Annotated in this window: 22 protein-coding genes, 1 tRNA gene, 1 pseudogene and 1 riboswitch; of the genes and pseudogenes, 5 read left to right on the plus strand and 19 right to left on the minus strand. The window is 40.7% G+C overall.

Annotation, left to right across the window (positions count from 1 at the left end; translation table 11 throughout):
• Positions 1-54: 54 nt before the first annotated feature.
• The 9 genes from STO1_RS05135 to STO1_RS05175 form a co-directional block, all read right to left on the minus strand.
• On the minus strand, positions 55-1,029 hold the full coding sequence (locus STO1_RS05135; RefSeq protein WP_096422265.1) for a DUF1002 domain-containing protein: 975 nt from the start codon (positions 1,027-1,029) through the stop codon (positions 55-57).
• An 86-nt stretch (positions 1,030-1,115) separates the two neighbouring features.
• Positions 1,116-1,718, minus strand: coding sequence for a lysozyme family protein (locus STO1_RS05140; RefSeq protein WP_096422267.1), 603 nt, complete (start codon positions 1,716-1,718; stop codon positions 1,116-1,118).
• The gene (locus tag STO1_RS05145; RefSeq protein ID WP_049505781.1) at positions 1,718-2,692 is read right to left on the minus strand and encodes a nucleoid-associated protein; all 975 of its coding nucleotides are present in this window, start codon (positions 2,690-2,692) and stop codon (positions 1,718-1,720) included. Before STO1_RS05145 ends, STO1_RS05140 begins: the two co-directional genes overlap by 1 nt.
• Positions 2,693-2,699: 7 nt before the next feature.
• Positions 2,700-3,956, minus strand: coding sequence for a serine hydroxymethyltransferase (gene glyA / locus STO1_RS05150; RefSeq protein ID WP_096422271.1), 1,257 nt, complete (start codon positions 3,954-3,956; stop codon positions 2,700-2,702).
• A gap of 49 nt (positions 3,957-4,005) precedes the next feature.
• Positions 4,006-4,437, minus strand: a complete 432-nt coding sequence (locus STO1_RS05155) for a GNAT family N-acetyltransferase (protein WP_096422273.1) — start codon at positions 4,435-4,437, stop codon at positions 4,006-4,008.
• Position 4,438: 1 nt separating this feature from the next.
• A complete protein-coding gene (locus STO1_RS05160) occupies positions 4,439-5,041 on the minus strand; it encodes an L-threonylcarbamoyladenylate synthase (RefSeq protein WP_096422275.1) in 603 nt (200 codons plus the stop codon).
• Complete coding sequence (gene prmC, locus STO1_RS05165) at positions 5,025-5,861, minus strand: peptide chain release factor N(5)-glutamine methyltransferase (RefSeq protein WP_096422277.1); 837 nt, start codon at positions 5,859-5,861, stop codon at positions 5,025-5,027. Before prmC ends, STO1_RS05160 begins: the two co-directional genes overlap by 17 nt.
• Positions 5,861-6,940: a peptide chain release factor 1 gene (gene prfA, locus STO1_RS05170; RefSeq protein ID WP_096422279.1), complete on the minus strand. Its 1,080-nt coding sequence runs from the start codon at positions 6,938-6,940 to the stop codon at positions 5,861-5,863. The genes prmC and prfA overlap by 1 nt, the downstream gene beginning before the upstream one ends.
• Positions 6,937-7,527, minus strand: a complete 591-nt coding sequence (locus STO1_RS05175) for a thymidine kinase (protein ID WP_096422281.1) — start codon at positions 7,525-7,527, stop codon at positions 6,937-6,939. The genes prfA and STO1_RS05175 overlap by 4 nt, the downstream gene beginning before the upstream one ends.
• A 122-nt stretch (positions 7,528-7,649) precedes the next feature.
• Between STO1_RS05175 and STO1_RS05180 the strand changes: the two genes are divergently transcribed.
• Positions 7,650-7,832, plus strand: a complete 183-nt coding sequence (locus STO1_RS05180) for a 4-oxalocrotonate tautomerase (protein ID WP_001117397.1) — start codon at positions 7,650-7,652, stop codon at positions 7,830-7,832.
• 134 nt (positions 7,833-7,966) lie between these two features.
• Positions 7,967-9,340: a tRNA uridine-5-carboxymethylaminomethyl(34) synthesis GTPase MnmE gene (gene mnmE / locus STO1_RS05185; protein ID WP_096422283.1), complete on the plus strand. Its 1,374-nt coding sequence runs from the start codon at positions 7,967-7,969 to the stop codon at positions 9,338-9,340.
• Positions 9,341-9,384: 44 nt separating this feature from the next.
• Here mnmE and dapA read toward each other — a convergent pair whose 3' ends face one another.
• The 4 genes from dapA to STO1_RS05205 all read right to left on the minus strand — a co-directional run bounded on the left by dapA (position 9,385) and on the right by STO1_RS05205 (position 12,500).
• Entirely contained in the window at positions 9,385-10,320 is a 936-nt protein-coding gene (gene dapA, locus STO1_RS05190) for a 4-hydroxy-tetrahydrodipicolinate synthase (RefSeq protein WP_007521849.1), read from the minus strand.
• Between the two features lie 56 nt (positions 10,321-10,376).
• Positions 10,377-11,453: an aspartate-semialdehyde dehydrogenase gene (locus STO1_RS05195; protein ID WP_084875251.1), complete on the minus strand. Its 1,077-nt coding sequence runs from the start codon at positions 11,451-11,453 to the stop codon at positions 10,377-10,379.
• Between the two features lie 356 nt (positions 11,454-11,809).
• Positions 11,810-11,882: transfer RNA gene (locus STO1_RS05200), tRNA-Thr, on the minus strand.
• Between the two features lie 105 nt (positions 11,883-11,987).
• Positions 11,988-12,500, minus strand: a complete 513-nt coding sequence (locus tag STO1_RS05205; protein ID WP_096422285.1) for a QueT transporter family protein — start codon at positions 12,498-12,500, stop codon at positions 11,988-11,990.
• Positions 12,498-12,594, minus strand: a riboswitch (PreQ1 riboswitch). (Overlaps the previous gene by 3 nt.)
• A 28-nt stretch (positions 12,595-12,622) precedes the next feature.
• On the opposite strand from STO1_RS05205, the gene STO1_RS05210 reads away from it, so the two are divergent.
• Together STO1_RS05210 and mscL are read left to right on the plus strand one after the other, a co-directional pair.
• Positions 12,623-13,075: a GtrA family protein gene (locus tag STO1_RS05210; RefSeq protein WP_096422994.1), complete on the plus strand. Its 453-nt coding sequence runs from the start codon at positions 12,623-12,625 to the stop codon at positions 13,073-13,075.
• Between the two features lie 63 nt (positions 13,076-13,138).
• A complete protein-coding gene (mscL, locus tag STO1_RS05215) occupies positions 13,139-13,519 on the plus strand; it encodes a large conductance mechanosensitive channel protein MscL (protein ID WP_096422287.1) in 381 nt (126 codons plus the stop codon).
• 42 nt (positions 13,520-13,561) lie between these two features.
• On the opposite strand, the pseudogene hemH reads toward mscL, so the two are convergent.
• Positions 13,562-14,655: pseudogene (hemH, locus tag STO1_RS05220) on the minus strand (ferrochelatase).
• Positions 14,656-14,808: 153 nt separating this feature from the next.
• Here hemH and pepT point away from each other — a divergent pair.
• Positions 14,809-16,032, plus strand: coding sequence for a peptidase T (gene pepT, locus STO1_RS05225; protein ID WP_096422289.1), 1,224 nt, complete (start codon positions 14,809-14,811; stop codon positions 16,030-16,032).
• A gap of 36 nt (positions 16,033-16,068) precedes the next feature.
• On the opposite strand, the gene STO1_RS05230 is transcribed toward pepT, so the two are convergent.
• The 5 genes from STO1_RS05230 to STO1_RS05250 all read right to left on the minus strand — a co-directional run bounded on the left by STO1_RS05230 (position 16,069) and on the right by STO1_RS05250 (position 25,589).
• Positions 16,069-19,677, minus strand: coding sequence for a pneumococcal-type histidine triad protein (locus STO1_RS05230; protein WP_096422291.1), 3,609 nt, complete (start codon positions 19,675-19,677; stop codon positions 16,069-16,071).
• A gap of 7 nt (positions 19,678-19,684) precedes the next feature.
• Entirely contained in the window at positions 19,685-20,602 is a 918-nt protein-coding gene (locus tag STO1_RS05235; RefSeq protein ID WP_096422293.1) for a metal ABC transporter substrate-binding protein, read from the minus strand.
• A 195-nt stretch (positions 20,603-20,797) separates the two neighbouring features.
• Positions 20,798-23,329, minus strand: coding sequence for a pneumococcal-type histidine triad protein (locus tag STO1_RS05240; RefSeq protein ID WP_096422295.1), 2,532 nt, complete (start codon positions 23,327-23,329; stop codon positions 20,798-20,800).
• 257 nt (positions 23,330-23,586) lie between these two features.
• Complete coding sequence (gene ptsP, locus STO1_RS05245) at positions 23,587-25,320, minus strand: phosphoenolpyruvate--protein phosphotransferase (protein ID WP_096422297.1); 1,734 nt, start codon at positions 25,318-25,320, stop codon at positions 23,587-23,589.
• 5 nt (positions 25,321-25,325) lie between these two features.
• A complete protein-coding gene (locus STO1_RS05250; protein ID WP_000146948.1) occupies positions 25,326-25,589 on the minus strand; it encodes a phosphocarrier protein HPr in 264 nt (87 codons plus the stop codon).
• Positions 25,590-25,777 lie beyond the last annotated feature (188 nt).

Raw genomic sequence — 25,777 nt, forward strand, 5'->3', positions numbered from 1 at the left:
CGACAAAAAAAGACGGCAACATTTCTGTTACCATCTATTATATCATGAAATGACCTAAGCACCAAAACTCTTGAAGAAGTTGACAATGGCTTGCCAAAGGGAGCTAAAGAAGTTGCCCCCGTCTTCTAGCGCTTTATTGGCATCAAAGTTGAGGTTGATATTTTTAAAGCTATCTCCAGCTTGAGAGACAATGCTTTCCTTGAGGTCATTTAGGGTTTTAGTGAAATCAGCATTGTTCAAAATGTCACTCTTTGAGAGATTGAGGGCAAAATTGATAATGATATTGACCTGGTTTCCTGTTATAACCTGATCGAGTTTGTAGTTTTTTAGTGTGTCTTCTACAATTTTGCGAACATCTTCTTCTGTCAGATTACCTTTGGCTTCTTTTGCTTTTGCGATTCCTGCCTTGATATCTGCCAAAGCGACATTGAGTTTATTGGCATCGTAGCCTGATTTGTCCTTGTTTTCAGCATTAATATCGGATAAGGCTTTTAGCTCCTCTTGGGCCAAGTCTTTATTGGCTTGCGGTACTTTGGCACCATTGGCCTCTAACGAATAGTAAATCCCTGCTAGGGCGCTCTCTCCTGTAACTGGAATAGGAGCTGCAACTGTGATTTTGGCATGCTCCACTCCCAGCGTCACTGCTGCGTTACGGTACATATCCTGCGTCACCTTGGTGATATTTTCTGGCGTTTCAATCTTGACTTCTAGAGGCGACTTATCACCTAGCTTTTGAATCTTAGCTGAAGAATAGAGCTGTAGACTAGCATCATTAGCCACATTCATAATTTTCGAGTAGATATCAGGTGTCATAGTTTTGATATCTTTGGTGTCTTTTGATGCGTCATAGCCAAGTTTGCTAAGAGTTTGATTTTTCTGGTCTTCAGATAGAGAAGAACCTAGGACATATTCGGGTTGTACATAGGTTTCATCGATTACTTTTTGAACATCGGTTGCTGCGTGGACACTAGTCATAGCTGTTGCGGCCCACACTACTACAGCACTTGTTAGAAAGAATTTCTTTCTCATGGGATATTCCCTCCTTTACCTTTCTAGGGTAATAAAACAATCTTAAAGAAAACTTATAGTGAAAAACACCTGGTCAAACCAGATGTTTAGAAGAAATTAAAGAATTTAATGATATAGAGATTAAAGCGAACCTGTCTTGAGTAGTAATAATTTCCACCATTTTCATAGAGTTCTGCACCATGAAAGATAGAAATTGGGTTGATATAGGTGTAGGTCTTCCCTGTAGTATTACCAAGGATAGGAGCGACCGTTTCTCGGGAGTAACGCTTGGCTAATGCTAGTGTATTTTCCTTGCCATTCTGAGCGATAAAGTCTATATAGGCAGGCCCAAAATTATAGGCTTGAACAGCGGTCCAGATATCTACCCCCTTGCTCTGAGCCAGATAGAGGTTATCTGTTAAAGTCTGTACCCCTTGGCGAATACTAGAGGCATCGTCTTTGATGGTATTGGTAGCGCCACTAGCAGACTCACTAGACTGCATGACATCTCGCTCTTTTCCCTTCGTTTCGGTATAAATCATGGCGAGAACTAACTCTTCATTGGCTGGAGTATCTCTTTCACTGAGGATTTCTCGCACCATGGGTTGGTAGGTCATGACTTGTTTAACATCCTGATGGATATGATAAGCTTTGTATCCTGCGAAAAGGAAGACTGCTAGCACAAGCACTCTTCTTATAAATTTAAACATTATTTACTTTGAATATCCTCGATATTTTTGATTAAGATAGAATAGGTTCCATTGTCATTTTGGATAAACTCAACCGATTCTGCGTCTTGGTAAACATTATTTGGAACGATGAGCTCAATTCCATTTGACAAGGAAAGCTTTTGATTTTCAAATTTCTTGAGCTGACGACTGGCATCAATTTCATCGAACTGGACTGGTTCTGGTACGGCTTCCTTGACTTGATCAATAAAGCTCAAACGAGCTGTCAGATTGTTGTCAAAAAGGTCATTAGCCAATTTTTCAGGTGACAGTTCATTGTTTTCTTCCAGATTGTTGAAAATCGCTGATTTGACCTTGGATTGAAATTGAAAATCATCTGTGTTAAAAGATTCAGCAATTCTCTGGGCCGTTTTTTCCAGTTCCTTGATAGATTTCTTTGGCGAAATCTTTGGGGCAACAGCTAGGAGATTTTCTGAAAAATAGTTCAAGAAAGTCCCATTGTACTTGATGCGTTTTTCGATGAGATGATACTTGCGACTTTGAAGATTGACCACCAGAGCCTCATCAGCCCCCGTTCCAAATCCAGGCAGGTTATTCTGAGTCAACTTGATTGGATTATCAACTTCTCCACCGAGGTGGGTCAAGGTCTCACGTAGAGCAATTCGCAAGAAAGCGAAATGTTCAACGCCTTCTTTAGAAAACTGTACAAAAACCAAGTCATTGGTCTTGAGATTTTCAGAAATGCTGAACTCCTCTTTCCAGAGATTAGCCAGTGTTACTGATGTCTCCAACAAATCGTCTGTGATGTGATTGAAGAAGGGATTTTCTTCTTCGAAAATCCCAGTCTTTGCTTCATCTGAATACACGCGTTCGATTTTTTTGCGTAGGTATTCCTCGATTTTTGGAGTGATATTGAGAAACTTATCCGCTAGAAACAACTCGGTATCATCTGGGCTGAACTGATGGATGATAGCTTTCTTAATATAAATGTCCATAAAAGTATTAGTCCTCGTATAGTGGGAAAGCATCTGTCAATGCTTTGACTTCACTTCTCACTTCTTCTAAGACAGCTTCATTACCTGCATTTTTAAGGGTTTTAATGATGAGTTCAGCCACTTTACGGCTTTCTTCTTCACCAAATCCACGCGCAGTGATGGCTGCAGATCCGATACGAATCCCACTTGTCTTGAATGGTGACAAAGTTTCGTAAGGGATTGAGTTTTTATTTAGGGTAATATTGACTTCATCCAGCAAGTTTTGAGCAACTTTTCCGTTTTCTACAACCTTAGTTACATCCACTAGGAAGAGGTGATTTTCAGTTCCTCCAGAAATGATACGGAAATCAGGGTCTTGCAAGAAGACTTCAACCATAGCCTTGCTGTTTTTGATGACATTAGCAGCGTACTCCTTGAAGGCTGGATCCAAAACTTCTTTGAAGGAAACGGCCTTAGCCGCCACAACATGCTCCAAAGGACCACCTTGAATACCTGGGAAAATAGCTGAGTTGATTTTCTTAGCTAGGTCCTCATCATTTGTCAAGATCAAACCACCACGAGGTCCACGAAGGGTTTTGTGGGTCGTTGTTGTTATAATATGAGCGTATGGCACTGGACTCGGATGTAGACCAGCTGCAACCAAACCAGCGATATGAGCCATGTCCACCATGAGCTTAGCTCCAACAGCGTCTGCAATTTCACGGAATTTTGAGAAGTCGATAATTTGAGAATAGGCTGAAGCACCAGCTACGATTAATTTTGGTTTTACTTCTTGGGCTTGTTTCAAAATGGCATCAAAGTCCAAGAGTTCTGTTTCAGGATCCACACTATAAGAAACAAAGTTGTAGGTTTGACCAGAGAAGCTGACAGGAGCTCCGTGGGTCAAGTGTCCACCTGCAGCCAAATCCATCCCCATAACCGTATCACCTGGTTCAATCAAGGCCATGTAAGCAGCACAGTTTGCTTGGCTTCCTGAGTGGGGTTGGACATTGGCAAATTTTGCACCGAAAATTTCTTTCGCGCGTTCAATAGCCAGAGTCTCTACAACGTCCACCACATCTGTACCACCGTAATAACGGCGTCCTGGGTAACCTTCGGCATATTTGTTCGTCAAGATAGACCCTTGAGCTGCCATAACAGCCTTGGAAACTACGTTTTCCGAAGCAATCAACTCAATGTTGTTTTGTTGGCGTTCTTCTTCTTTGGCAATAGCATTCCAGAGATCAGCATCATATGCTTTAAAATCATCTTTGTCAAAAATCATAGGTCTTCTCCTTTATAATATGACAGGTCTTTTAGTTTAAGAAAATATACTAAAAGATGCGAATAAACCGTTTTTGCACTTTATCACAAGTATAACCAACTTTTTCATAAAATGCATGAGCTCCCAGACGATGATCAGCAGAGTTTAAGCGGATAAACCCATAACCCCGTCTTTTTGCTTCTTGATCCAACCCTTGCAGTAAACTTTTACCGATACCTTGCCCTTGCGCTTGAGGCGAAACCGCTAAGCCTAAGATATTAAATCCTGCTTTGGAATAGAGGGATTCATAAACTTCAGCATGGACATATCCAAGCAAGACATGGCTGACTTCATTCTCATAGCCAAGTAGGAAATGATGGGAATCCTGAGACAGTCTAGCTAGTTGACTAGCTGTGTCCTCTGGACTAAAAGAATAGCCCAAAGCCTCTTGGTTAATCTCACATATAGCATTCACATCTGTTACTTGCAAATCTCTTAGCATCTCATTCCTCCTCAAAAGAAATCTCTGGCAACCGAGCAAGAATATCTTCTCGCTTAATCGCCCCTTGGCGTAAGATTTTCACCTTGTCTCCAGATAAATCCAAAATCGTCGAATCCTGTCCAGTTAGAAAAGCGTCGTCCTCCAAACCCAGAACCTCTTGGTCAAAATCCTCTAGAATTTGAGCAAAGGTCACTCCACTTGCCTGACCTGAAATATTGGCAGACGGACCAATCAAAGGACCTGTCTCGCGAATCAAATCAAGCGTAATGGGGTGACTTGGCATTCGAAATCCAACAGTTGCAAGACCAGAATTGACCCAATAGGGAACTCTGTCATTGGCTTCGAGAATGATGGTCAAGGGACCTGGCAAGAAAGTCTCTACAAGTTTTTGAAGATAGGTTGGCTGATTCTTAGAAAAGTGCAAGATATCCTCTAGAGAAGCGACATTAAGATTGAGCGCCTTGTCTCTAGGACGACCTTTGAGTTGGTAAACATGGTTGACAGCTTTTTCATCTAAGGCCTTAGCAAAAAGACCGTAAACCGTCTCTGTAGGCAGAACAACAGCTCCGCCCTTTTCCAACTCTTGTCTAATCCTGTCCATCATCAACTATAACCATCCTATCTTGACCAAATTGGTCCTTGAGTGTTCGTACTCGTTTTTTAGGAAGATGTTTCCTAAAAAGCGCAGGAACACTTTGACCTTGCTTGTATCCAATTTCAAGGTAAATCTTACCACCATCTGTGAGATAGTCTTTTGCATCTTCCGCAATTCTGCGGTAAATAGCTAGGCCATCCTCATCTGCAAAGAGAGCTAGATGAGGCTCCGAATGCAAAACATTCAAACCGACTTCTAACTCATCTTCTCGAGAGATATAGGGTGGATTGGATACAATTATATCATATTTTTCAGAAATTTCTGCAAAACAATCAGATTTTTTAAAAAATATATTAAGATTTTGATTGCTAGCATTCTCTGATGCAAGCTCTAAGGCATCTTGGGAAATATCTGCTGCTGTTACAGACCAATCTGGTCTGTTTTTAGCTAATCCAAGAGCTATGGCGCCACTTCCAGTCCCAATATCTAGGACATTAAGATTTTCCTCAGGATTTTCTGTGAGGATGAGTTCCACCAACTCTTCTGTTTCTGGACGAGGAATCAAAACTCGCTCATCTACTTTTAACTGCATTCCAAAGAAATCTGTATGACCGATAATGTACTGGGCAGGTATATGTGCTGCTAATTTCTTGTAAATTTCCTCCACAAACTTTTTTTCTTCCTCTGTTACTTCTTTCTGAAGGGCAAAGACAAAGTCTGTAAAAGATAGATTTTTTAGGCTACGATAGACAAAAGAGAGGCTTTCAGCTTCCTCTCCTTGTTTGAACAACTCTTCTTCAAAATCTGAAAATAATTGAGCTAATTTCATTATTTGTTTAATTCTTCTAATTTTTGTGTTTGGTCATAGAGCACCAAGGCATCCACAACTTCATCTAGTTTACCAGACAAAATGGTATCTAGTTTCTGGAGAGTCAAGCCAATACGGTGGTCTGTGACACGGTTTTGTGGGAAATTGTAAGTACGGATTCGTTCTGAACGGTCACCAGTTCCGATAGTAGACTTACGCTCGGCGTCTTGTTCATCTTGGGCAATCTGCGCAAAGTGGTCAGCAACACGCGCACGAATGATCTTCATAGCCTTCTCACGGTTTTTCTGCTGGGTACGTTCTTCCTGCATTTCAACCTTGATATTGGTTGGCAAGTGAACGATACGAACGGCAGTCGCAACCTTATTGACGTTCTGTCCACCAGCACCAGATGCGTGGTAGATATCGACACGAAGGTCTTTTGGATCAATATCGTATTCTACTTCTTCCACTTCAGGCATGACAAGAACTGTGGCAGTTGATGTATGGACACGTCCTTGGCTTTCTGTCACAGGGACACGTTGGACACGGTGGGCACCAGATTCATACTTAAGTTTAGAGTAAACTGACTGACCTGATACCATAGCAACCACTTCTTTAAAACCGCCGACACCATTCATAGAAGCCTCCATGACTTCAAAGCGCCAGCCTTGGGCTTCCGCATACTTTTGATACATGGTTAGAAGGTCTCCAGCGAAAAGTGCTGCTTCGTCTCCACCAGCCGCTCCACGGATTTCAAGGATGATGTTCTTGTCATCATTTGGATCTTTTGGAAGGAGCAAGATTTTTAGTTTTTCTTCGTACTCTTCTTTTTCAACCTTAGCGTCTTTGAGTTCTTGCTTGGCCATTTCTTCCAAGTCCGCATCTCCGCCTGATTCCTTAATCATCTCTTCAGCATCGATGATATTTTGAAGAACTTGCTTGTATTCTCGGTAGGCCGTTACAGTATCACGAATTGAAGCTTCTTCTTTTGAAAGCTCCATGAAACGTTTGGTGTCAGACACTACATCTGGGTCACTAAGCAATTCTCCTAATTCTTCATAACGGTCTTCTACAGCTTGTAGTTGATCATAGATGTTCATTTTTCTTCATTCTCCTTATTGATTTCAGGCGCAAAATAATGTTTACGGCAGACTGAGATATAGGTTTCATTTCCACCGATCTGAATTTGTTCGCCATCATAGACTGGCACACCATCTTGAGTTCGCAACACCATAGTCGCCTTTTTCTTACAGTACTGACAGATGGTCTTTATTTCTTCAATCTTGTCTGCTAAGAGCAAAAGGTGTTTGGAACCTTCGAACAATTCATTGCGAAAGTCATTCTTCAAACCAAATGCCATGACAGGAATGTCTAACTCATCGACAACACGAGCTAGGTCGTAAACATGGTGACGCTTGAGAAACTGGGCCTCATCGACCAACACACAGTAAGGTTTTTCTGGTAAATCACGGATAAATCCAAAGATATCCGTCGTTTCCTCAATCGCAATGGCTGGGCGTTTCATGCCAATCCGACTCGACACATATCCAACACCGTCACGCGTATCCAGAGCAGAGGTCATGATAACAACACCTTTTCCTTGCTCTTCATAGTTATAGGCTACCTTGAGAATCTCAATCGTCTTACCAGAGTTCATGGTCCCATAACGATAATACAACTGTGCCATGCTTCTATTTCACGTCCATTTCTAAATTTTTGCTACATTCTAGTATATCATAATTTTCTGAAGCTTTAAACGGCAAAATGTGGTAAAATAGAAGAAATCAAAAACTAGTGGAGGAAGCTATTATGCCATTTGTACGCATCGATTTATTTGAAGGACGCACGCTCGAGCAAAAGAAAGCTCTGGCTAAGGAAGTAACGGAAGCTATTGTCCGTAACACTGGAGCCCCTCAATCAGCCGTTCATGTCATCATCAATGACATGCCAGAAGGAACTTACTTCCCACAAGGAGAAATGCGCACCAAATAAGCTAGCTTAAGCAGAATTGCTTAGGCTTTTTCAATCTCCAAGTAGCATCCATTGAAGAAATAGTCTAATTTTGTTACAATTTGAAGAGATGCTTGGATACATATCCTAAGAAAAGAAATACAAAAGGAATTAGTATGATTACACGTGAATTTGATACCATCGCTGCTATCTCTACTCCACTAGGTGAAGGAGCCATTGGTATTGTCCGCTTGAGCGGAACTGACAGTTTTGCCATTGCGCAAAAAATTTTCAAAGGAAAAGACTTGAGTAAGGTTGCCAGCCATACCCTCAACTACGGTCACATTATTGACCCGCAGACAGGGAAGGTCATGGACGAAGTTATGGTTGGAGCTATGAAGTCTCCAAAGACCTTCACTCGTGAGGATATTATCGAGATTAACACTCACGGTGGGATTGCGGTGACCAATGAAATTCTCCAGCTAGCTATTCGTGAAGGAGCTCGGTTGGCAGAACCTGGTGAATTTACCAAGCGCGCCTTTCTAAATGGACGTGTGGACTTGACTCAGGCTGAGGCGGTGATGGACATCATTCGTGCCAAGACAGATAAAGCTATGAACATTGCGGTCAAACAACTAGATGGTTCCCTTTCTGACCTCATTAACAATACTCGCCAAGAAATCCTCAATACACTTGCCCAAGTTGAGGTCAATATTGACTATCCTGAGTACGACGATGTTGAGGAAGCTACTACTGCTGTTGTTCGTGAGAAAACTAAGGAGTTTGAACAACTCTTGACCAATCTCCTTAAAACAGCTCGCCGTGGTAAAATCCTTCGTGAGGGTATTTCAACAGCTATCATCGGCCGTCCCAACGTTGGAAAATCCAGCCTTCTCAACAACCTCTTGCGTGAAGATAAGGCTATCGTGACGGATATCGCTGGTACTACACGAGATGTCATCGAAGAATACGTCAACATCAATGGTGTACCTCTCAAATTGATTGATACAGCTGGAATTCGGGAAACAGATGATGTTGTGGAACAAATCGGGGTTGAACGCTCCAAGAAAGCCCTCAAGGAAGCTGACTTGGTACTTCTTGTCTTAAACGCTAGCGAACCACTAACAGCCCAAGACAGACAACTCCTAGAAATCAGTCAGGACACTAATCGCATTATTCTTCTCAATAAAACAGACCTGCCAGAAGCGATTGAAACTTCAGAACTTCCTGAAGATGTCATTCGTATTTCAGTTCTTAAAAATCAAAACATTGATAAAATTGAAGAACGTATCAACAACCTCTTCTTTGAAAATGCTGGTTTGGTTGAGCAAGATGCTACTTACTTGTCAAATGCCCGTCACATTTCCTTGATTGAAAAGGCTGTTGAAAGCTTGCAAGCTGTTAATGAAGGTCTTGAACTGGGGATGCCAGTTGATTTGCTTCAAGTTGACTTGACCCGTACTTGGGAAATCCTTGGAGAAATCACGGGTGATGCGGCTCCAGATGAACTCATTACCCAACTCTTTAGCCAATTCTGTTTAGGAAAATAAGAAATCCATGATCGTTCTTGCGGTCATGGATTTTATTGTCGTTATTAGTAATCTGGTCTTAAGACACCTGTTACAGTTGCCTTAGTTGCTTCGTAGTCGCCATCTACGACGACTTTGATAATGCGTTTGGCATCTTCTTCTGGCGCTGGAACAAGAGGTAGACGAGTTGGTCCAGCTTCAAATCCCATGTAGTTGAGAACAGCCTTAACTGGAGCAGGGCTTGGATAAGAGAAGAGGGCGTTGACCTTAGGAATGAACTGACGCTGAATAGCTGCAGCTTTCTTCATATCGCTTTCTGCAATGGCAGTAAACATCTCATGCATTTCATCCCCATTTGTATGAGAGGCAACAGAGATCACACCATCTGCACCCAAGTTCATAGCATGGAAGGCATCTCCGTCCTCACCTGTATAAATCAAGAATTCCTCTGGCTTATGCTCGATCAAGTAAGCCATATTTGCCAAGCTGGTACATTCTTTAACACCGATGATATTAGGATGGTCAGCCAAACGAAGCATGGTCTCAGGAGTTAATTCGACAACCACACGGCCTGGAATGTTATAGATAATAATTGGTAGGTCAGAAGCATCTGCAATGGCCTTAAAGTGCTGGTACATGCCTTCTTGAGAAGGTTTATTATAGTAAGGCACAATAGCAAGCCCAGCTGCAAAACCACCAAAGTCTGCTACTTCTTTGACAAACTCGATCGAGTCTCGGGTATCATTGGTACCTACACCCGCAATCAAAGGAACGCGCCCATTGACAATCTTTTGTACAGCCGCAAAGAGTTCCAACTCCTCATCGTGGGTCAAAGTTGGACTCTCAGCAGTCGTTCCAGCTAGAAGAATTCCATCTGTATGATGGGCCAATAAATGCTCGATCAAGGCTGGGATAGCATCAAAGTTAATGGAACCATCCTCATGGAAAGGGGTAATAAAGGCCGTGATGATTTTACACTCTTTTAAATCTTGATAAGACATGAGAAACACCTCTCTATTTCAAAGAAGGAGTTCATCTGAACTCCTAAACGATATGACTATTTTAATTCAAATTTCAACTCAGCTGTTGGACGAACCAATCCACGTTCGTGAAGCGTTTCTGCAATCTGAACTGAGTTCCAGGCAGCACCTTTGAGAAGGTTATCTGAAACAACCCACATGTGGATTCCTTTTTCAGCATCCAAATCCTTACGGATACGACCAACAAAAGTATCACGCGAACCCACTGCATTGACGGCTTGAGGATAGATTTGGTGCGCTACGTCATCCTCAAGAACAGCACCTGGAAAGGCTGCGATGGCTGCTTTGACTTCTTCGATTGGAGCCACTTCTTTTGTTTCAATATAAACTGACTCAGAGTGAGCTGACAAGACTGGAATACGCACACATGTTGCAGATACTGAGATGCTATCATCTTCCATGATTTTCTTAGTTTCCTTAGTCATCTTCATCTCTTCGTAAGTGTAATCATTGTCAGTGAAGACATCGATTTGTGGAAGAGCGTTAAAGGCGATAGGGTAGTGTTTCTTGTCACCACCTGAAGGCAAGATTTCCGCATGCAAATCACGTGGATTCACACCATCATTCAAGACTTCACGAAGTTCACGTTGTGTTTCAAGAATCGCACCCATACCAGCACCAGAGACTGCTTGGTAAGTTGAAACGATGATGCGGTCCAAGCCCCATTTTTGGCGGACCGGCTCAAGAGCCACCATCATTTGGATTGTTGAACAGTTAGGGCAGGCAATGATTCCGTTGTGGGCATCAAGTGCATGGGCATTGACCTCTGGGACAACCAATGGTACATCTGGATTTTGACGGAAATAAGATGTATTATCCACTACTACCGCACCAGCTTGAACTGCGTATGGTGCATACTTAGCTGATGTCGAACCACCTGCTGAGAAGAGTGCAATATCAACACCCTCAAAAGCTGTCTCAGTTGTTTCTTCAATCGTAATATCTTGGTCTTTAAATTTCAAAGTCTTGCCTGCTGAACGTGCAGAAGCAAGGTAACGGATTTTATCGATTGGAAGTGTTGATTCTTCCAACATTTTTATCATCTGAGCTCCGACAGCACCTGTCGCGCCGACTACAGCAACTGTATATCCCATAAATAACCTCTTTCGGAATTTTCTAAAAATTTCTATAATAGATGTATTATACTACTTTTTACAGAAATTGAAAAGTATTTTTAGACTATATTTTCTGAAAACTAAAAATCCCTAGTCATTGACTAGGGACTAAGAGGCATCTTCATGTGATGAGCAGGTTCACACAACTCATCAAGGTCCACTCCTGTGTTATGACCTCCTTATGCTCAATAGCAGTCCGAAGACTACCTATCGACTCATCGCATCTACTATTCTACTAAAGAGAATCACTTTTGTCAACAAACAAATTTTGGGGTTCATTCTCCTTGTTGTATAAGAAAAACCTTGGCTTCCCAAGGTTATTTCATTTTATACCATGCTAATTGCCGGGATTGAACCGGCGACCTCATCCTTACCATGGATGCGCTCTGCCAACTGAGCTAAATCAGCTTACCTGAAAAGTATACTATAGTTCTATGTTCTTGTCAAGCGCTCTCTTTTAATTTTATAGAATGGAAAAAGCTAGATCCTGCAAGAATCTAGCCTATAAACTTCTTATTTTGTAAGGTCAATTCGCTGTCCCAGTTTATTGATCAAAATCGCACCTACGATAAGCGATGCAAACTCTCCAATTCCTGTAGAGAACCATGTGAAGAAGAAGGGAGCTTCCGTCAAGATATGAAGTTCTGCTGCAATGGTAACCATTGAAATAGAGAAGAGGATTGAAAAGAAGAAATGATCTTTTCGAATTAAACCATTGAACAAATAGTCTTTCTTGTACTTGCTAAAGAGCCATACACCTAGACTAAGGAAAACTAGAGTAGATCCCCCGCCGACAAAGACATCTATTAGGCCAAAACTACTAAATAAATTAGCAATCATACATCCAATTGTCACACCAATGATGTATTTTGGATTGTAAAATGCCAAGAAATTCAACATTTCTGAAATACGGAACTGATACGCCCCAAAACTAAGAACATTGATTGGTGGTGTAATAGTCAAAACCACATAAATAGCAGCAACAATAGCAATATCTGCCATGTCACGAACAGTTAAATTTTTCATATTTTCTCCTTTGGCGGTTTCCCGCGTAAAATACGCTTGGTGAAAGAAGCTAAGCACCAAGGGTTGAGTGAACCAACCTTACTAGTATAGCACATTATATGACTTTATGCTATACTAAAATCATGAAAAATCAAATAAAAGCTTTTTTTGATAACGAGCTTCTCTCCTACTTATTTTTTGGTGGTACTACTACTTTAGTATCTATTTTATCACGTTTAGCTATCTACCATATCAACCGTCAGGAAATCCTAGCAACCGCAGTCGCTAATATTATCGGTATTCTTTTTGCCTTTATCACTAATGATACTTTTGTCTTTAAACAAGAGAGAAAGAATTGGGCAATCCGTCTGGCTAAATTTTTCTTAGCTCGTCTGTCTACTCTTGGACTGGACGTTCTTTTAACATATATCTTCGTTACATCTTATCCTAATATTATTGGTCAGTTTGTTGAACAAAATATAGATAGGGTTAATACTATTGAGACTATCTTGGCTCAGATATTGATCATTATTTTAAACTATATTCTCAGTAAAATTTACATTTTTAAAAAGGGCAATTCATCTCTAAAACATTAATCTTGCAATTCGTTCGGTTTCAGGATATAATAAGTCAGAAAATTAGGAAAGGAATTTATGAAAATGTTAAAGGATCTTAAAGAATTCTTGCTTCGTGGTAATGTCGTTGACCTTGCTGTCGGTGTGATCATTGCCTCTGCATTTGGTGCTATCGTTACTTCATTTGTTAATGATATCATCACTCCACTTCTATTGAACCCAGCCTTGGAAGCTGCGAAAGTACAAAACATCGCTGAGCTTGCATGGAATGGTGTTACATATGGTAAATTCTTGAGTGCTATTATCAACTTCCTTGTAGTTGGTACTGTTCTCTTCTTCGTTATTAAAGCTATGGAAAAAGCTCAAAGCCTTACTAAAAAAGAAGAAGTTGCTGAGGAAGCTCCAGCTGGTCCAACTGAGTTGGAAGTACTTCAAGAAATCAAAGCTCTTCTTGAGAAAAAATAAGACAAATAAAGGATTTAGTATAAAGCTAAATCCTTTTTTTCTTTACTCTTTTGGTAACTTACCAGCCTTTTCCAGCATTTTCTTAATCAAGTATGGCATCTTCACATTTTCACGGCCTTTTTTCTCAATGAGCTTTTTCACAAATTCTGGCATCTGAAGGTCGTCTGTCTCTTTCATGATGTCCTTGGTAGTTGCTGAAAGCGCTAACTCATCAAAAGTTTCTTCTTCTGGAAGAAAAGCTTTAAATCCTTTGTCTTCATTGGCTCTTACAGTAGCAACTAAGGCGTCAATTAAACGACTATCCGTATTGGGTTTAGGTGGACGATGGTAATGCACCCCCAATTCCTGACATAGCTCATAACATTCCACACATTATCAAACAAGACTTCAATGTGCTCACTGATAAAACTAATAGGTACAAAAATATAATGGTCTGGATGCTCTGTCTGTTCTCTGAGATATTCTAATACATCTGTCTTAATCCATGGAATCCCGATATCACTCTCACTCTGCCAAGTGTTGGTATATTGCTCGGAACTCAAACTCAGTTTTGCAGCAACTAACTTGCTATTTTCAAAAATTTGGTCGATATATGGGTCACCAAAATCCAAGGCAAAAATGGGTACACTGTGGGCTGAAAAGATGACTTTAAAACTATCCTGCTTCACTTCTTCTTTTAAAATCTTAGCAATTTCATCTGCCCAATAGTTTAAGAGCGCTTCTTCCTGATACCAGTCCTTAATGACCAAAAACTGAATTTGCTTGCTTTCTAAAAATTTCTCATAACCCATGACAGAGTAGAAAGAATAATGGGGCTCCAAAATCAAGCAAATACACTGCTCGATTCCGTCTACTTCCATCTGACCAATCACATCTGGAATAAAGGGTTTGGAAAACTTATTAGCAAAATAAACACTATACTCATTCCCCAGCCTAGCTTCTACCAATGCAACCTCTTGACGGGTAATTTTTTGCGGAGGCGTGCCACCAATTCGTACATAATTATCGTAGAGAGTTTGAATTTCGTGGTTTCGAGGTCTCACTCCACGACGAATATTTGTGAAAAAACAGCCACACCTTCAAAAGTAATCTCTTTCTGGCGAACCGAAAGTCATCATTAAAATTGCTTTTTTCATAATCGCTTCCTTGTGATATTTTTATCAAGTTTATTTTACCATTAATTCGTTGATTAGTAAACGCTAACATTGTATATTCCCCTAACTTCTGGCTTTTGTTTTTCTCTTCTTTCTATGATACAATGGAAAAAATGAATTCAAAAGGAGTTTTTTATGACTTATCCAAATCTCTTGGACCGTTTCTTAACCTACGTTAAGGTCAACACGCGCTCTGATGAACACTCTACTACTACTCCAAGTACGCAGAGTCAGGTTGACTTCGCAACCAATGTTCTTATCCCTGAAATGAAACGTGTTGGATTGCAAAATGTTTACTACTTACCAAATGGTTTTGCTATCGGAACACTGCCTGCCAATGATCCAAGTTTGACCCGTAAGATTGGTTTCATCTCTCACATGGATACTGCTGATTTTAATGCTGAAGGCGTAAAACCGCAAGTTATCGAAGACTATGATGGCGGAGTCATCGACTTAGGTACTTCTGGTTTCAGACTCGATCCTGCTGACTTCAAGAGTCTTGAAAAATATCTAGGCCAAACGCTTATCACAACTGACGGAACGACCTTGCTGGGCGCTGATGACAAATCTGGAATTGCTGAGATTATGACCGCTATCGAATACTTGACTGCTCATCCTGAAATCAAGCATTGTGAAATTCGAGTTGGTTTTGGTCCAGATGAAGAAATCGGTGTTGGTGCCAATAAATTTGACGCAGAAGATTTTGATGTGGACTTTGCCTATACTGTTGATGGTGGTCCGCTAGGAGAACTGCAGTACGAGACTTTTTCAGCAGCTGGTGCTGAGCTTCATTTCCAAGGACGTAATGTCCACCCTGGTACTGCCAAAGGACAGATGGTCAATGCCCTTCAGATGGCGATCGATTTTCATAATCAACTTCCTGAGAATGACCGGCCAGAGCTGACAGATGGTTACCAAGGTTTCTATCATCTTATGGATGTGACAGGTAGTGTCGAGGAGGCGCGTGCAAGCTACATCATTCGTGATTTTGAAAAAGATGCCTTTGAAGCGCGTAAAGCAGCCATGCAGTCTATCGCTGATAAGATGAATCAAGAACTTGGTAGCGACCGTGTCACTCTAAACTTGACAGACCAGTACTACAATATGAAGGAAGTCATTGAGAAAGACATGACGCCTGTTACCATTGCTAAAGCTATTATGGAAGATTTAGGCATCACGCCTATTATTGAACCAATTCGTGGAGGAACAGACGGCTCTAAGATTTCCTTTATGGGAATCCCAACTCCAAATATCTTTGCGGGTGGAGAAAATATGCACGGACGTTTTGAGTACGTTAGCCTTCAAACTATGGAACGTGCAGTTGATACCATCATTGGTATCGTAGCTTATAAAGACTAAAAAAGACGAGGTAGCTCAGCTACTTCGCCTTTCTGTTTATTCTGCTGGTTTTTCTTGATTGTCAGCACTTGTTGTAGATTCTATTGTTTCCTTTTCTGAAGTTGATTCAGCATGTTTAGAATCACTTGTGTTGCTTGGTTTGTTTTCGTCGCTTACTGTTTCACTGTTAGATTCTGCAGCTGCTGATGTTTCAGTTTTGGAACTTGTGTTCTCACCATTTGCTTCAGCATTTGTTGCTGGAGTTGCTTTTTCACTTGCGCTTGATTTTGACTTGATTTCTTGATTCAAGACCAGAATAGCTTTTGTCAATTCAAGTAAAGCAGCTTTATCTTTACTCTTAGCAGAAAGTTGATCTAGTAATGCATCCACCTTATCAAAGTCAGCATCAGAACCCTTATTGTTTTCTAAATAAGCATGAAGCGACATGAGAATATCGTAGAGTTTTTGATAGAGTACAAGTGTCTGAGGATCTTGCTCAGCATTTTCTTTCTCTTGTTGAAGGGCGCTAGCGATACGAGTCAAGACATCTTTTACCTGACTGTTTACTTCATCCAAGTCTGCATCAGCCTTATTTGTAGCAGCTTTGAGATTTTCTACTTCTTCTGCCAAGGATTGTCTGATTCCTTCTTCTTGGATTTGTTCCAAGAGTTGATTTGCCTTGCCCAAAAGACTTTCTACTTCTTCCTTGCTAACATGGTTGACATGTTCTTCAGGCATAAAGTCTCCGTACAATTCTTTCAAGAAGGCATAAATAGCTGTCTTGGCAGTTTGGTTATCGACTTTTTCAGTATCTAGAACTGTTTTCGTTGATTTCGCTGTTGTTGGCTGAGCTTTCAAAGCTTCTTCTACTTCTTGTTTTGTTTGATAGATGCTTGGGAATAATTTGTTCAATTCCGCTGCCTTAAGGAAGGATTGAGATTGATACAAGGTCCAAGTCAACTGAGCGACTTTGTTTCGAAGTTCATCACTCAAACGACCATCATTTACGTGTTCGTAGAAATACTTGATGTATTCCACTGTTGTAACACCTGTTCGATCATTAAAGTCTTGAAGAGCTTGAAGTTGTGATTCAACCGCCACTAAAGCAGCCTCATCTTTAGCCAATTTAGCTTCTTGGAGTCGAACGAGAAGGTCTTTCTTAGGAAGGCCATAAGACTCTGTATCCAAGGTATTGATTTTATCAATCAAGGCCTGATATTTCTTATCTAAAGCACTTGTTTCAACTGGTTTAACACTTTCATCAATATGGATATATTGCTTATCAAAGAGATCCAGTGTTGCAAGATAACCTGCTGTAGAGTTAGTTGCCAGTTTCTTCATGTTTTCAGTAAACTGACCTAAAGCTAACTCAATCTGTCTTTGTTCAATAGGCTTGTCTTTGTAGATACTTCTGCTATCAGCTAGAAGTTGATCTACTTTCGCCAAGACTGCTTTCTCATCAAAAGCTCCAGGTTGATAGTTGGATTGTAGGGCTGGAATTTTGTTTTTCAAAGCCACTTCATATCCCTTCGTTTGAACCTTGATGTAGTGATTGTGGTCGCCATGAGGAATCACAAAACTACCATTTTCTACCTGCAAGCTATAAGGAGATACCCCATCTCGCAAAGCAGTGGTATAGAGTTCATTTAGGAAATCAAGTTCTGGATTGCCAGTTTGAAGAGGAATCCGAACGTGTTCTTTACGAACAGCATATGGATGGATATGAGTTGGATCGTAGGCTTGGTCTGGATTTCCAAAGACAAAGAATCCGTTTGAAATTCTAATAGCTTCAAGTGGAACTCCATAGGTCTTAGAAATATAAGCAATTTTTTCTTCATCGCTAGCATCTCTTGAGAAAGACTCTACCGTTTTAGCAAGAGGTTTTACAGGCTCTGCATCATGATGGTTTTTCAAATGATCTTGGGCCAACTTAATCTGCTCTGCTGTCAAATCTTTCTTAAAGAAGTAATGATTGTGGTCACCATGACTCATGACAAAGCCTTGCTCATCCTCACTGATGACACGATTGGCATCAAAACCGTGACCATGGTCTTCATCATGTTTGTGGCCATGATTATTTTTATCGTGTTCATCACGGGCTGGACTTGGTACTGATGGCGTTTTACTTTTCAGATGGTCTTGTGCGGCCTTAATTTGTTCAGCTGTCAAGTCCTTCTTGAAGAAATAATGATTGTGGTCACCGTGACTCATGATAAATCCTGCCGCATCCTCACTGATAACGCGATTGGCATCAAAACCATGATCATGGTCTTCATGGTGATGACCATGTGCATCTTCATCATGATCATCATCGTCATCATGGGCTGGACTTGGTGTTGCTGAGCTTGCACCTTTCAAATGATCTTGCGCCGCCTTGATTTGTTCTGGTGTCAAATCTTTTTTAAAGAAGTAATGATTGTGGTTGCCATGTGACATGACAAAGCCTACCGCATCTTCACTGATAATTCGATTGGCATCAAAATCATGACCATGTTCGTCATGGTGATGACCATGTGCATCTTCATCATGATCGTCATCATGAGATGGAGTTGGTGTTCCTGTTCTTACACCTTTCAAATGATCTTGTGCCGCCTTGATTTGTTCTGCCGTCAAATCTTTCTTAAAGAAGTAATGATTGTGGTCGCCATGAGTCATGACAAAACCTTCTGAATCTTCACTTATAATTCGATTGGCATCGAAACCATGACCATCTTCTTCCTCGTGGTGGACATGTGGTGACGGATTACTTAATACAGAACTAGAAGAACTTCCTCCCTCTTCCGTGTTAGAGTGTGATGGAGGATTGTTTAGAGATGACTTAGGAATATAATGATAGTGGTCACCATGTCTTACTATATAAGCATCACCTGTATCTCTGACAATGTCATTAGGATTAAAGACATAACCATCATCTGCTGCGGTAACACCATTATTCGGTGTCACTGACAAAGGTTGACTGAGAGCTGTAGTATTCCCTGATAAATATGCTTTTGCAGCTGCTAATTCACCTGCCGACAAGTCGCTCTTAGGAATGAAATGATAGTGACCACCATGTGGTACTATATAACCATCACCTGTGTCTTTAATGATATCTGAAGCGTTAAAGACATAACCATCATCTGTTGTATAGCGTCCCTGAGACCTTGCTACAGCAACATTAGAGTTGACCTTCTCATTATCTTTGACATGTTCTTGTTTTTGACGGTTGATTTCATCCTTAGTTCGAACATTATCAGCATGAGCTGCATCTTTCAGGTAGACATAATATTTTCCATCTACCTTGATGATATACCCTCCCTTGACTTCATTGACAATATCTCCATCCTTAAGTTGGTAGTTTGGATCCTTCATCAAAAGTTCTTCACTGAAAATCGCATCAAAAGGAACTTTCCCATTGTAATAATGGAAATGATCACCGTGTGAAGTCACATAACCTTGATCTGTAATTTTCACGACAATTTGTTCTGCCTGAATATCTTCTTTTTTGCTAACTTGATCTGGTGTCTGAGTCTCTGTTTTTTGAGAGTCTTGTTTACCATCAACATAAGATACACGATTTGTATCTTTTTTTTCTTCTACCTGGTGTTGATTCAGCGCATAGATGCAAAGACTTAGGGAAAGGACTAAAGCCGATCCCGCCGCAAGATACTTTTTCTTAATTTTCATAATTTCCTCATTTCAATTCTTCTGCAAGAACATTTATATTTTCTTCTAGATTTTCTAAGTAAGTTTTGTCATTTTTGGGGTCTGCTTCCAAAGGATTCAGTGTTTTCAGACTAACTCCTGTTGATTTGATCAAGGTTTCAGCAACTTTAGAGGAAGCATTGCTCTCAGTAAAGATGGTTTTGACCTTATAGGTTTTTACAAATTCTTGGATTTCTGTCAACTGTCTCGGACTCGGCTCTTGTTCTGGAGAAATACCAGCAATTCCAAGTTGTTTCAATCCAAAACGTTTAGCCATGTAAGAAAAGGCTGTGTGTTGCGTAACAAAGGTCTTTTGACTCGCTTTTTCAAAAATAGGCTGGAATTTCTTAGTCAATTCCTGAGCTTTTTTGATAAAGGCTTGAGCATTTTTTTGGTAAGTTTCTTTGTGCTCACTATCAACCTCTGAAAGTTTGTCCGCAATAATCTGTGCTTCTTCGCCTGCTTTTTCAGGATCTAACCAAGTGTGCGGGTCGTAAAGTGTTTTTTCATCAATACCGTCACCAGCTTCTACATCTTCCAAACCTGGTACACGCTCCAAGGTCATCCCTTCAGACGCTTCTAAAACCTTAACTTTTGAATTTTTCAAGTTAGGATCTAGACTTCCAGCCCAAGATTCGAGCGTATGAGAATGGTAGACAAAAACATCCGCATCATAAATGGCAGCAATGTCATTTGCTGACGGTTCAAAGGAGTGAATCCCACTACTTGACTGAATCATCCGTACGTCATTCAAGTCACCTGATACCTCTTTGACCATGGCATAGATTGGGTAAAAACTTGTTACAATCTTCATTCCTTTTGCTTCTTGTTTTTCTTTTTGGCTACATGCTCCTAAGACAAGAACCAACAGACCTGCCATTAATAATAGAAATGTTCTTTTTTTCATCATTACTCCTTAACTAGTATTTAACCATTTAATTAACTAGTAAATAGTTTATCTTTATTTACATTATATGTCAAGTTATTTTGCACATTTTCATGAAAAAATGAGAACTAGAACTCACATTCTGCTCTCATTTTTCGATTTTATCTTTTCTAGCTCTCCTATCCTGTTTTTAGGAGTTAGAAAATGTTGCTACGACTACTTACTCTCCCTTAACAAAGCCAATAATTTTTCAGCTTCTGCCATAATAGTATTGTTGTCTTGGGCGCCAAATAGCAAGTTATTCTTTAATCCCGTGAGAGTTTCTTTGGCATTAGACTTGATAATTGGATCTTGGATTTTTCCAAGTAAATCTTCAGCCTCTCTCAGTTTTTCTTCAACCTTTTCAGTATCAACCTGAGGTTCTTCTGATTCCTCTGGCGATTCTTTTTCTGGCTCCTCAGTTGGTTTTGGAGACTCTGGTTTCTCACTCTGAGGTTTTTCTTCCTCAGGTTTTTCTGTCCGAGGTTTCTCTACTGATGGTTTTTCCGTATGATTGTTATCAGCTTGACCATTTTGGTTTCTTTGAACATGGTCACTTGCATTTCCCCAACCACTATCTGAATGCGGACGTTCGTTTGGATGTTCGACATAGTACTTCACAGTCGCAAAGAGATCCTCTAAAGTATAGCCCTTAGGAGCCTCATAAAGACCTTCGTCAAACCACTCAAATTTGATGTTATGGTAATGGTCGTAATGAGGTATAATCAAACTTCCATTTTTGACTTCCACAGTATGTTGGAGATTGTAAGGCATACGATCAAGTGGCACCTTCTTAGCTGCTTTTACTCGATTGTAGATAGCTTCTGCTCCCTTAGCCTCAGTATTTCCTGAACCTTGGTGATCTGTTGAAGGAGGTGTCAAACCTTTCTCTTTAGCATAAGCCTTGGCTGCTGCTCTTTCAGCTTCAGACAAACTATCTTTCTTAATCCAATGACTGTGGGTCATATGCGGAGTTACATAGGCATCCCCCTCATCACTGGTGATATCACGAGGATCAAAGATATAACCGTCTTCTGTTGTATACTTGCCCGCCAACTTGGCTACTTGAATCTCATCATCAGTGTAGGCAAGTTGCGCATTTGGTTTTCCTAAACGTTCTGGATGACGAATCGGTGCTAAGAAGGCAAGAATATCATCCACTAACTTGACTTTATCACTTGAGACATCATTGAGACGTTCCAACAGTTTATCCAAAGCCTCAAAATCAACTTGTCGACCTTTATTATCAAGTAAGTCCTGATGAATTCTTGCTAGTAAATCATAAGCCTTATTGTAAAATCCTCGATCACCAGATGGGAGATTGGTTTTCTTAGCTCCGAGCTTATGAGACAAACTTTCTTGCTTGTCTAGTTTACTATCAATAGCTGCAGTAGTTTCAGCTGATAATTCCTTGGCAGGAATATAACGAGATGTTCCATTCTCCTCAAATACATAACCATCATCTACTTTTCGAATCACCTGTTTAACTAATTTTTCATCAATTGGATTGCTTGGAGTTGGTTGAGGAGTTGGTTGAGGAGTTGGTGCAGGTTGCGGGCTTGGACTAGGTTCCGGAGTCGGTTGTGGACTTGGTTGTTCTGGTCTTGAATCTGGCACCCTATGGTCCGAACTGTACTGAAGAGGAATAATACGAGCGATTCGTTCTTCCAATTCAGACATCTGTGAATAAGGGATGAAATGGTAATGATTCCCATGAGGCACAGCAACTCCTCTAGCTGTTCGACTTGTAATCTGTGCTGGGTCGAAAACGAGGCCATCAGATTCCACATGTCGTTGGCTGAGTGGCAAGGCATAAAGTTCTTTCAAGAGACTATCAATGTCATCACTTTGACTTGCTTGGCTATCGTCGCTACCGTTGTTAGCCGTATTCGTGTTCGTATAGCCACTACCTTGATTATTATAGGATGGGGTCCATCTATCTACATCGTAACTAGCACTGTTGTTATTGGTACGGCGATAAGTAGGCGTGTTTGATTGACCACTTCTACCAGATAGGAAGGCTTCTGCGGCAGCCAATTCGCTGGCTGATAACTCACTTTTAGGAATATAATGGTAATGGTCGCCATGAGGAACAATGTAAGCATCACCTGTATCTTCAATGATATCAGAGGCATTAAAGATGTAACCATCATCTGTGGTGTAGCGTCCTTGTGAACGTGCCAAGGCTACCGCACCATCATTTGCTGAAGTTCCTCCTTCACGATGCTGACTATGCTCTTGTTTTTGTCGATTAATTTCTTCTTTTGTACGGACATTATCCGCATGGGCCGCATCCTTAAGGTAGACATAGTATTTTCCGTCCACCTTGATAACATAACCACCCTTGATTTCACTAACAATATCTTCATCTTTTAGTGTATAGTTTGGATCCTTCATCAGCAACTCTTCACTGATGATAGCGTCATAAGGAACCTTACCATTGTAATAATGATAGTGATCGCCGTGTGAAGTGACATATCCCTGGTCAGTTATCTTGATGACGATTTGTTCGGCATTGATGCCTTCTTTTTTACTGACCTCATCAGGAGTGAGATCCTCCGTTTTTTGCGCTGTTTGTTTTCCATCAACATAAGACACACGGTTATTTTCCTTGACCGTTCTAGCTTGATACAGTCCCAACTCGTAAGAACAAACACTTAAAATCAGGGCTGCCGCAGAACAAGCAAGGTATTTCTTATTAATTTTCATTGAAACTCTCTTTCTTTTTGATATTTCTAGTTGCAATTCATTTCTAAATTGCAGAAACTCCTTTCTATTACTTAACTGGTTAACAGTTTACTCTAAAATTTCTACCTTGTCAAGGATTTTATGAACCGGTTAAGTAACTTTTACTATTTTTTTACTTTTTAATAATTATTTCAGATACGAACTATGAAGTCTAACTCTCATTTCTCCAACTAAAAAAAACAAAAAATCCCTGCAACTGAGTTGCAAGGACTTTTCGATTAATCAAAATTAACGTATTCTTTTTGAAGTTCAAGAACTTCTTCCATTGTTGAGCATTCTGTAAGGGCACGGTTAGCGTACTCTTCCATCTTAGCAGTATCCAATTTCTTCATCAAACTACGTGTACGAAGGACTGATGTTGCTGACATAGAGAACTCATCCAAGCCCATTCCGACAAGAAGTGGAACAGCTTTTTGGTCACCAGCCATCTCACCACACATACCAGCCCATTTACCTTCAGTGTGAGCTGCCTTGATCACATTGTTGATCAAGCGTAGGATTGATGGGTTGTATGGTTGGTAAAGGTATGAAACTTGTTCGTTCATACGGTCTGCTGCCATTGTGTATTGGATCAAGTCGTTTGTACCAATTGAGAAGAAGTCAACTTCTTTTGCAAATTGGTCTGCAAGCATGGCTGCTGCAGGGATCTCAATCATAATACCAACTTGGATATCATCCGCAACTGCAACACCTTCAGCAAGAAGATTTGCTTTTTCTTCGTCAAAGACTGCTTTCGCTGCACGGAATTCTTTCAAAAGCGCAACCATTGGGAACATGATACGCAATTGACCGTGAACAGACGCACGAAGAAGAGCACGGATTTGTGTACGGAACATTGCATCTCCAGTTTCAGAAATAGAGATACGAAGGGCACGGAATCCAAGGAATGGGTTCATTTCGTGAGGCATATCGAAGTAAGGAAGTTCCTTATCTCCACCGATATCCATTGTACGAACAACAACAGGTTTACCGTTCATTCCTTCAAGTACAGCCTTGTAAGCTTCATACTGCTCGTCTTCTGTTGGGAAGTCTTGAGAATCCATGTACAAGAACTCTGTACGGTAAAGACCAACAGCTTCGGCACCGTTGGCATTGACACCTTCAACGTCTTTTGGAGTACCGATATTAGCAGCCAATTCAAAGTGTTTACCATCAGCAGTCACTGTTTGAGCATCTTTCAAAAGTGCCCATTCAGCTTTTTGCTTCGCATAAGCTTCACCAGCAGCCTTGAATTCTGCCGCTTGCTCATCAGTTGGGTTGATAATCACTTCACCAGTGATACCGTTAACAGCAAGGATATCACCATCTTTAACAATTTCAGTGATGTTGTTTGTACCCAATACTGCCGCAATTTCAAGTGTACGCGCCATGATAGCTGAGTGGCTTGTACGTCCACCAATGTTGGTTACAAAAGCTTTTACAAAGTTTTTGTCCAATTGAGCTGTATCTGAAGGAGTCAAGTCATGCGCAATCACGATCACTTCTTCATTGATAGAAGCTGGGTTCGGCAATTTTTTACCAAGGAGATTTGCCAATACACGTTTTGTCACGTCGCGGATATCCGCTGCACGTTCTTGCATGTATGGGTTGTCTTCCATGCCTTCAAAGATAGTGATAAACATGTCTGTCACTTCTTTCAGACCTGCTTCTGCATTCACTTTCTTCGCACGGATTGTCTCCTTGATTTGGCTGATCATTTCTGGGTCAGCAAGAACCATTAAGTGAGCGTCAAAAACTTGAGCAGCTTCTTCACCAAGCGTACCTACTGCTTTCTCACGAATAACAGAAAGCTCGTCTTGTGATGCTTTTAGAGCGGCATCAAGGCGAGCTTCTTCTGCGTTTGTATCTTCGACTGTAATAGTCTCAAATGACAAATCCGGTTGAACGAGTAGATATGCTTTTGCAACTGCAACACCGTCAGATGCTGCGATTCCTTTAAGCATTTCTGTCATTTTCCTTATGCCAATCCTTCTTTTTCCATAGTTTCAGTGATAGCAGCGATTGCGTCGTCAGCATCTGCACCTTCAGCTGAAATTGTAACGTCAGCACCTTGGCCAACACCAAGACTCATAACACCCATGATAGATTTAAGGTTTACTGATTTACCTTTGTATTCAAGAGTGATATCTGAAGCAAATTTGCTAGCTGTTTGAACCAACAATGTTGCTGGACGTGCGTGAATACCTGTTTCTGCCACTACGTGGAAATCTTTAGAAGCCATAGTTTGACTCTCCTTTAGTTATTTCTTTTTTGGATTATATGTGATAACCCTTACAAGACTGTATTATATCACCTTCTAGATAATTTTTCAAGTGTTTTATGGACTTTTACTGAAAATGAAATTGCTTCTTTTTCTATCGTACAGGTACTATGGGAAATTTAGGCACTAATTATTAAAAGAATATTACC

This window comes from Streptococcus oralis subsp. tigurinus (genome assembly GCF_002356415.1).
Taxonomy (GTDB): Bacteria; Bacillota; Bacilli; order Lactobacillales; family Streptococcaceae; genus Streptococcus; species Streptococcus oralis_F.

Coding starts and splice junctions, on each gene's coding strand:
- ptsP (WP_096422297.1), bottom strand. CDS start 25,320: ATGACAGAAATGCTTAAAGGAATCGCAGCATCTGACGGTGTTGCAGTT.
- STO1_RS05160 (WP_096422275.1), bottom strand. CDS start 5,041: ATGATGGACAGGATTAGACAAGAGTTGGAAAAGGGCGGAGCTGTTGTT.
- pepT (WP_096422289.1), top strand. CDS start 14,809: ATGACTTATCCAAATCTCTTGGACCGTTTCTTAACCTACGTTAAGGTC.
- prmC (WP_096422277.1), bottom strand. CDS start 5,861: ATGAAATTAGCTCAATTATTTTCAGATTTTGAAGAAGAGTTGTTCAAA.
- prfA (WP_096422279.1), bottom strand. CDS start 6,940: ATGAACATCTATGATCAACTACAAGCTGTAGAAGACCGTTATGAAGAA.
- STO1_RS05195 (WP_084875251.1), bottom strand. CDS start 11,453: ATGGGATATACAGTTGCTGTAGTCGGCGCGACAGGTGCTGTCGGAGCT.
- STO1_RS05235 (WP_096422293.1), bottom strand. CDS start 20,602: ATGAAAAAAAGAACATTTCTATTATTAATGGCAGGTCTGTTGGTTCTT.
- STO1_RS05230 (WP_096422291.1), bottom strand. CDS start 19,677: ATGAAAATTAAGAAAAAGTATCTTGCGGCGGGATCGGCTTTAGTCCTT.
- STO1_RS05240 (WP_096422295.1), bottom strand. CDS start 23,329: ATGAAAATTAATAAGAAATACCTTGCTTGTTCTGCGGCAGCCCTGATT.
- STO1_RS05140 (WP_096422267.1), bottom strand. CDS start 1,718: ATGTTTAAATTTATAAGAAGAGTGCTTGTGCTAGCAGTCTTCCTTTTC.
- mscL (WP_096422287.1), top strand. CDS start 13,139: ATGTTAAAGGATCTTAAAGAATTCTTGCTTCGTGGTAATGTCGTTGAC.
- mnmE (WP_096422283.1), top strand. CDS start 7,967: ATGATTACACGTGAATTTGATACCATCGCTGCTATCTCTACTCCACTA.
- STO1_RS05180 (WP_001117397.1), top strand. CDS start 7,650: ATGCCATTTGTACGCATCGATTTATTTGAAGGACGCACGCTCGAGCAA.
- STO1_RS05175 (WP_096422281.1), bottom strand. CDS start 7,527: ATGGCACAGTTGTATTATCGTTATGGGACCATGAACTCTGGTAAGACG.
- dapA (WP_007521849.1), bottom strand. CDS start 10,320: ATGTCTTATCAAGATTTAAAAGAGTGTAAAATCATCACGGCCTTTATT.
- STO1_RS05250 (WP_000146948.1), bottom strand. CDS start 25,589: ATGGCTTCTAAAGATTTCCACGTAGTGGCAGAAACAGGTATTCACGCA.
- STO1_RS05135 (WP_096422265.1), bottom strand. CDS start 1,029: ATGAGAAAGAAATTCTTTCTAACAAGTGCTGTAGTAGTGTGGGCCGCA.
- STO1_RS05155 (WP_096422273.1), bottom strand. CDS start 4,437: ATGCTAAGAGATTTGCAAGTAACAGATGTGAATGCTATATGTGAGATT.
- glyA (WP_096422271.1), bottom strand. CDS start 3,956: ATGATTTTTGACAAAGATGATTTTAAAGCATATGATGCTGATCTCTGG.
- STO1_RS05145 (WP_049505781.1), bottom strand. CDS start 2,692: ATGGACATTTATATTAAGAAAGCTATCATCCATCAGTTCAGCCCAGAT.
- STO1_RS05205 (WP_096422285.1), bottom strand. CDS start 12,500: ATGAAAAATTTAACTGTTCGTGACATGGCAGATATTGCTATTGTTGCT.
- STO1_RS05210 (WP_096422994.1), top strand. CDS start 12,623: ATGAAAAATCAAATAAAAGCTTTTTTTGATAACGAGCTTCTCTCCTAC.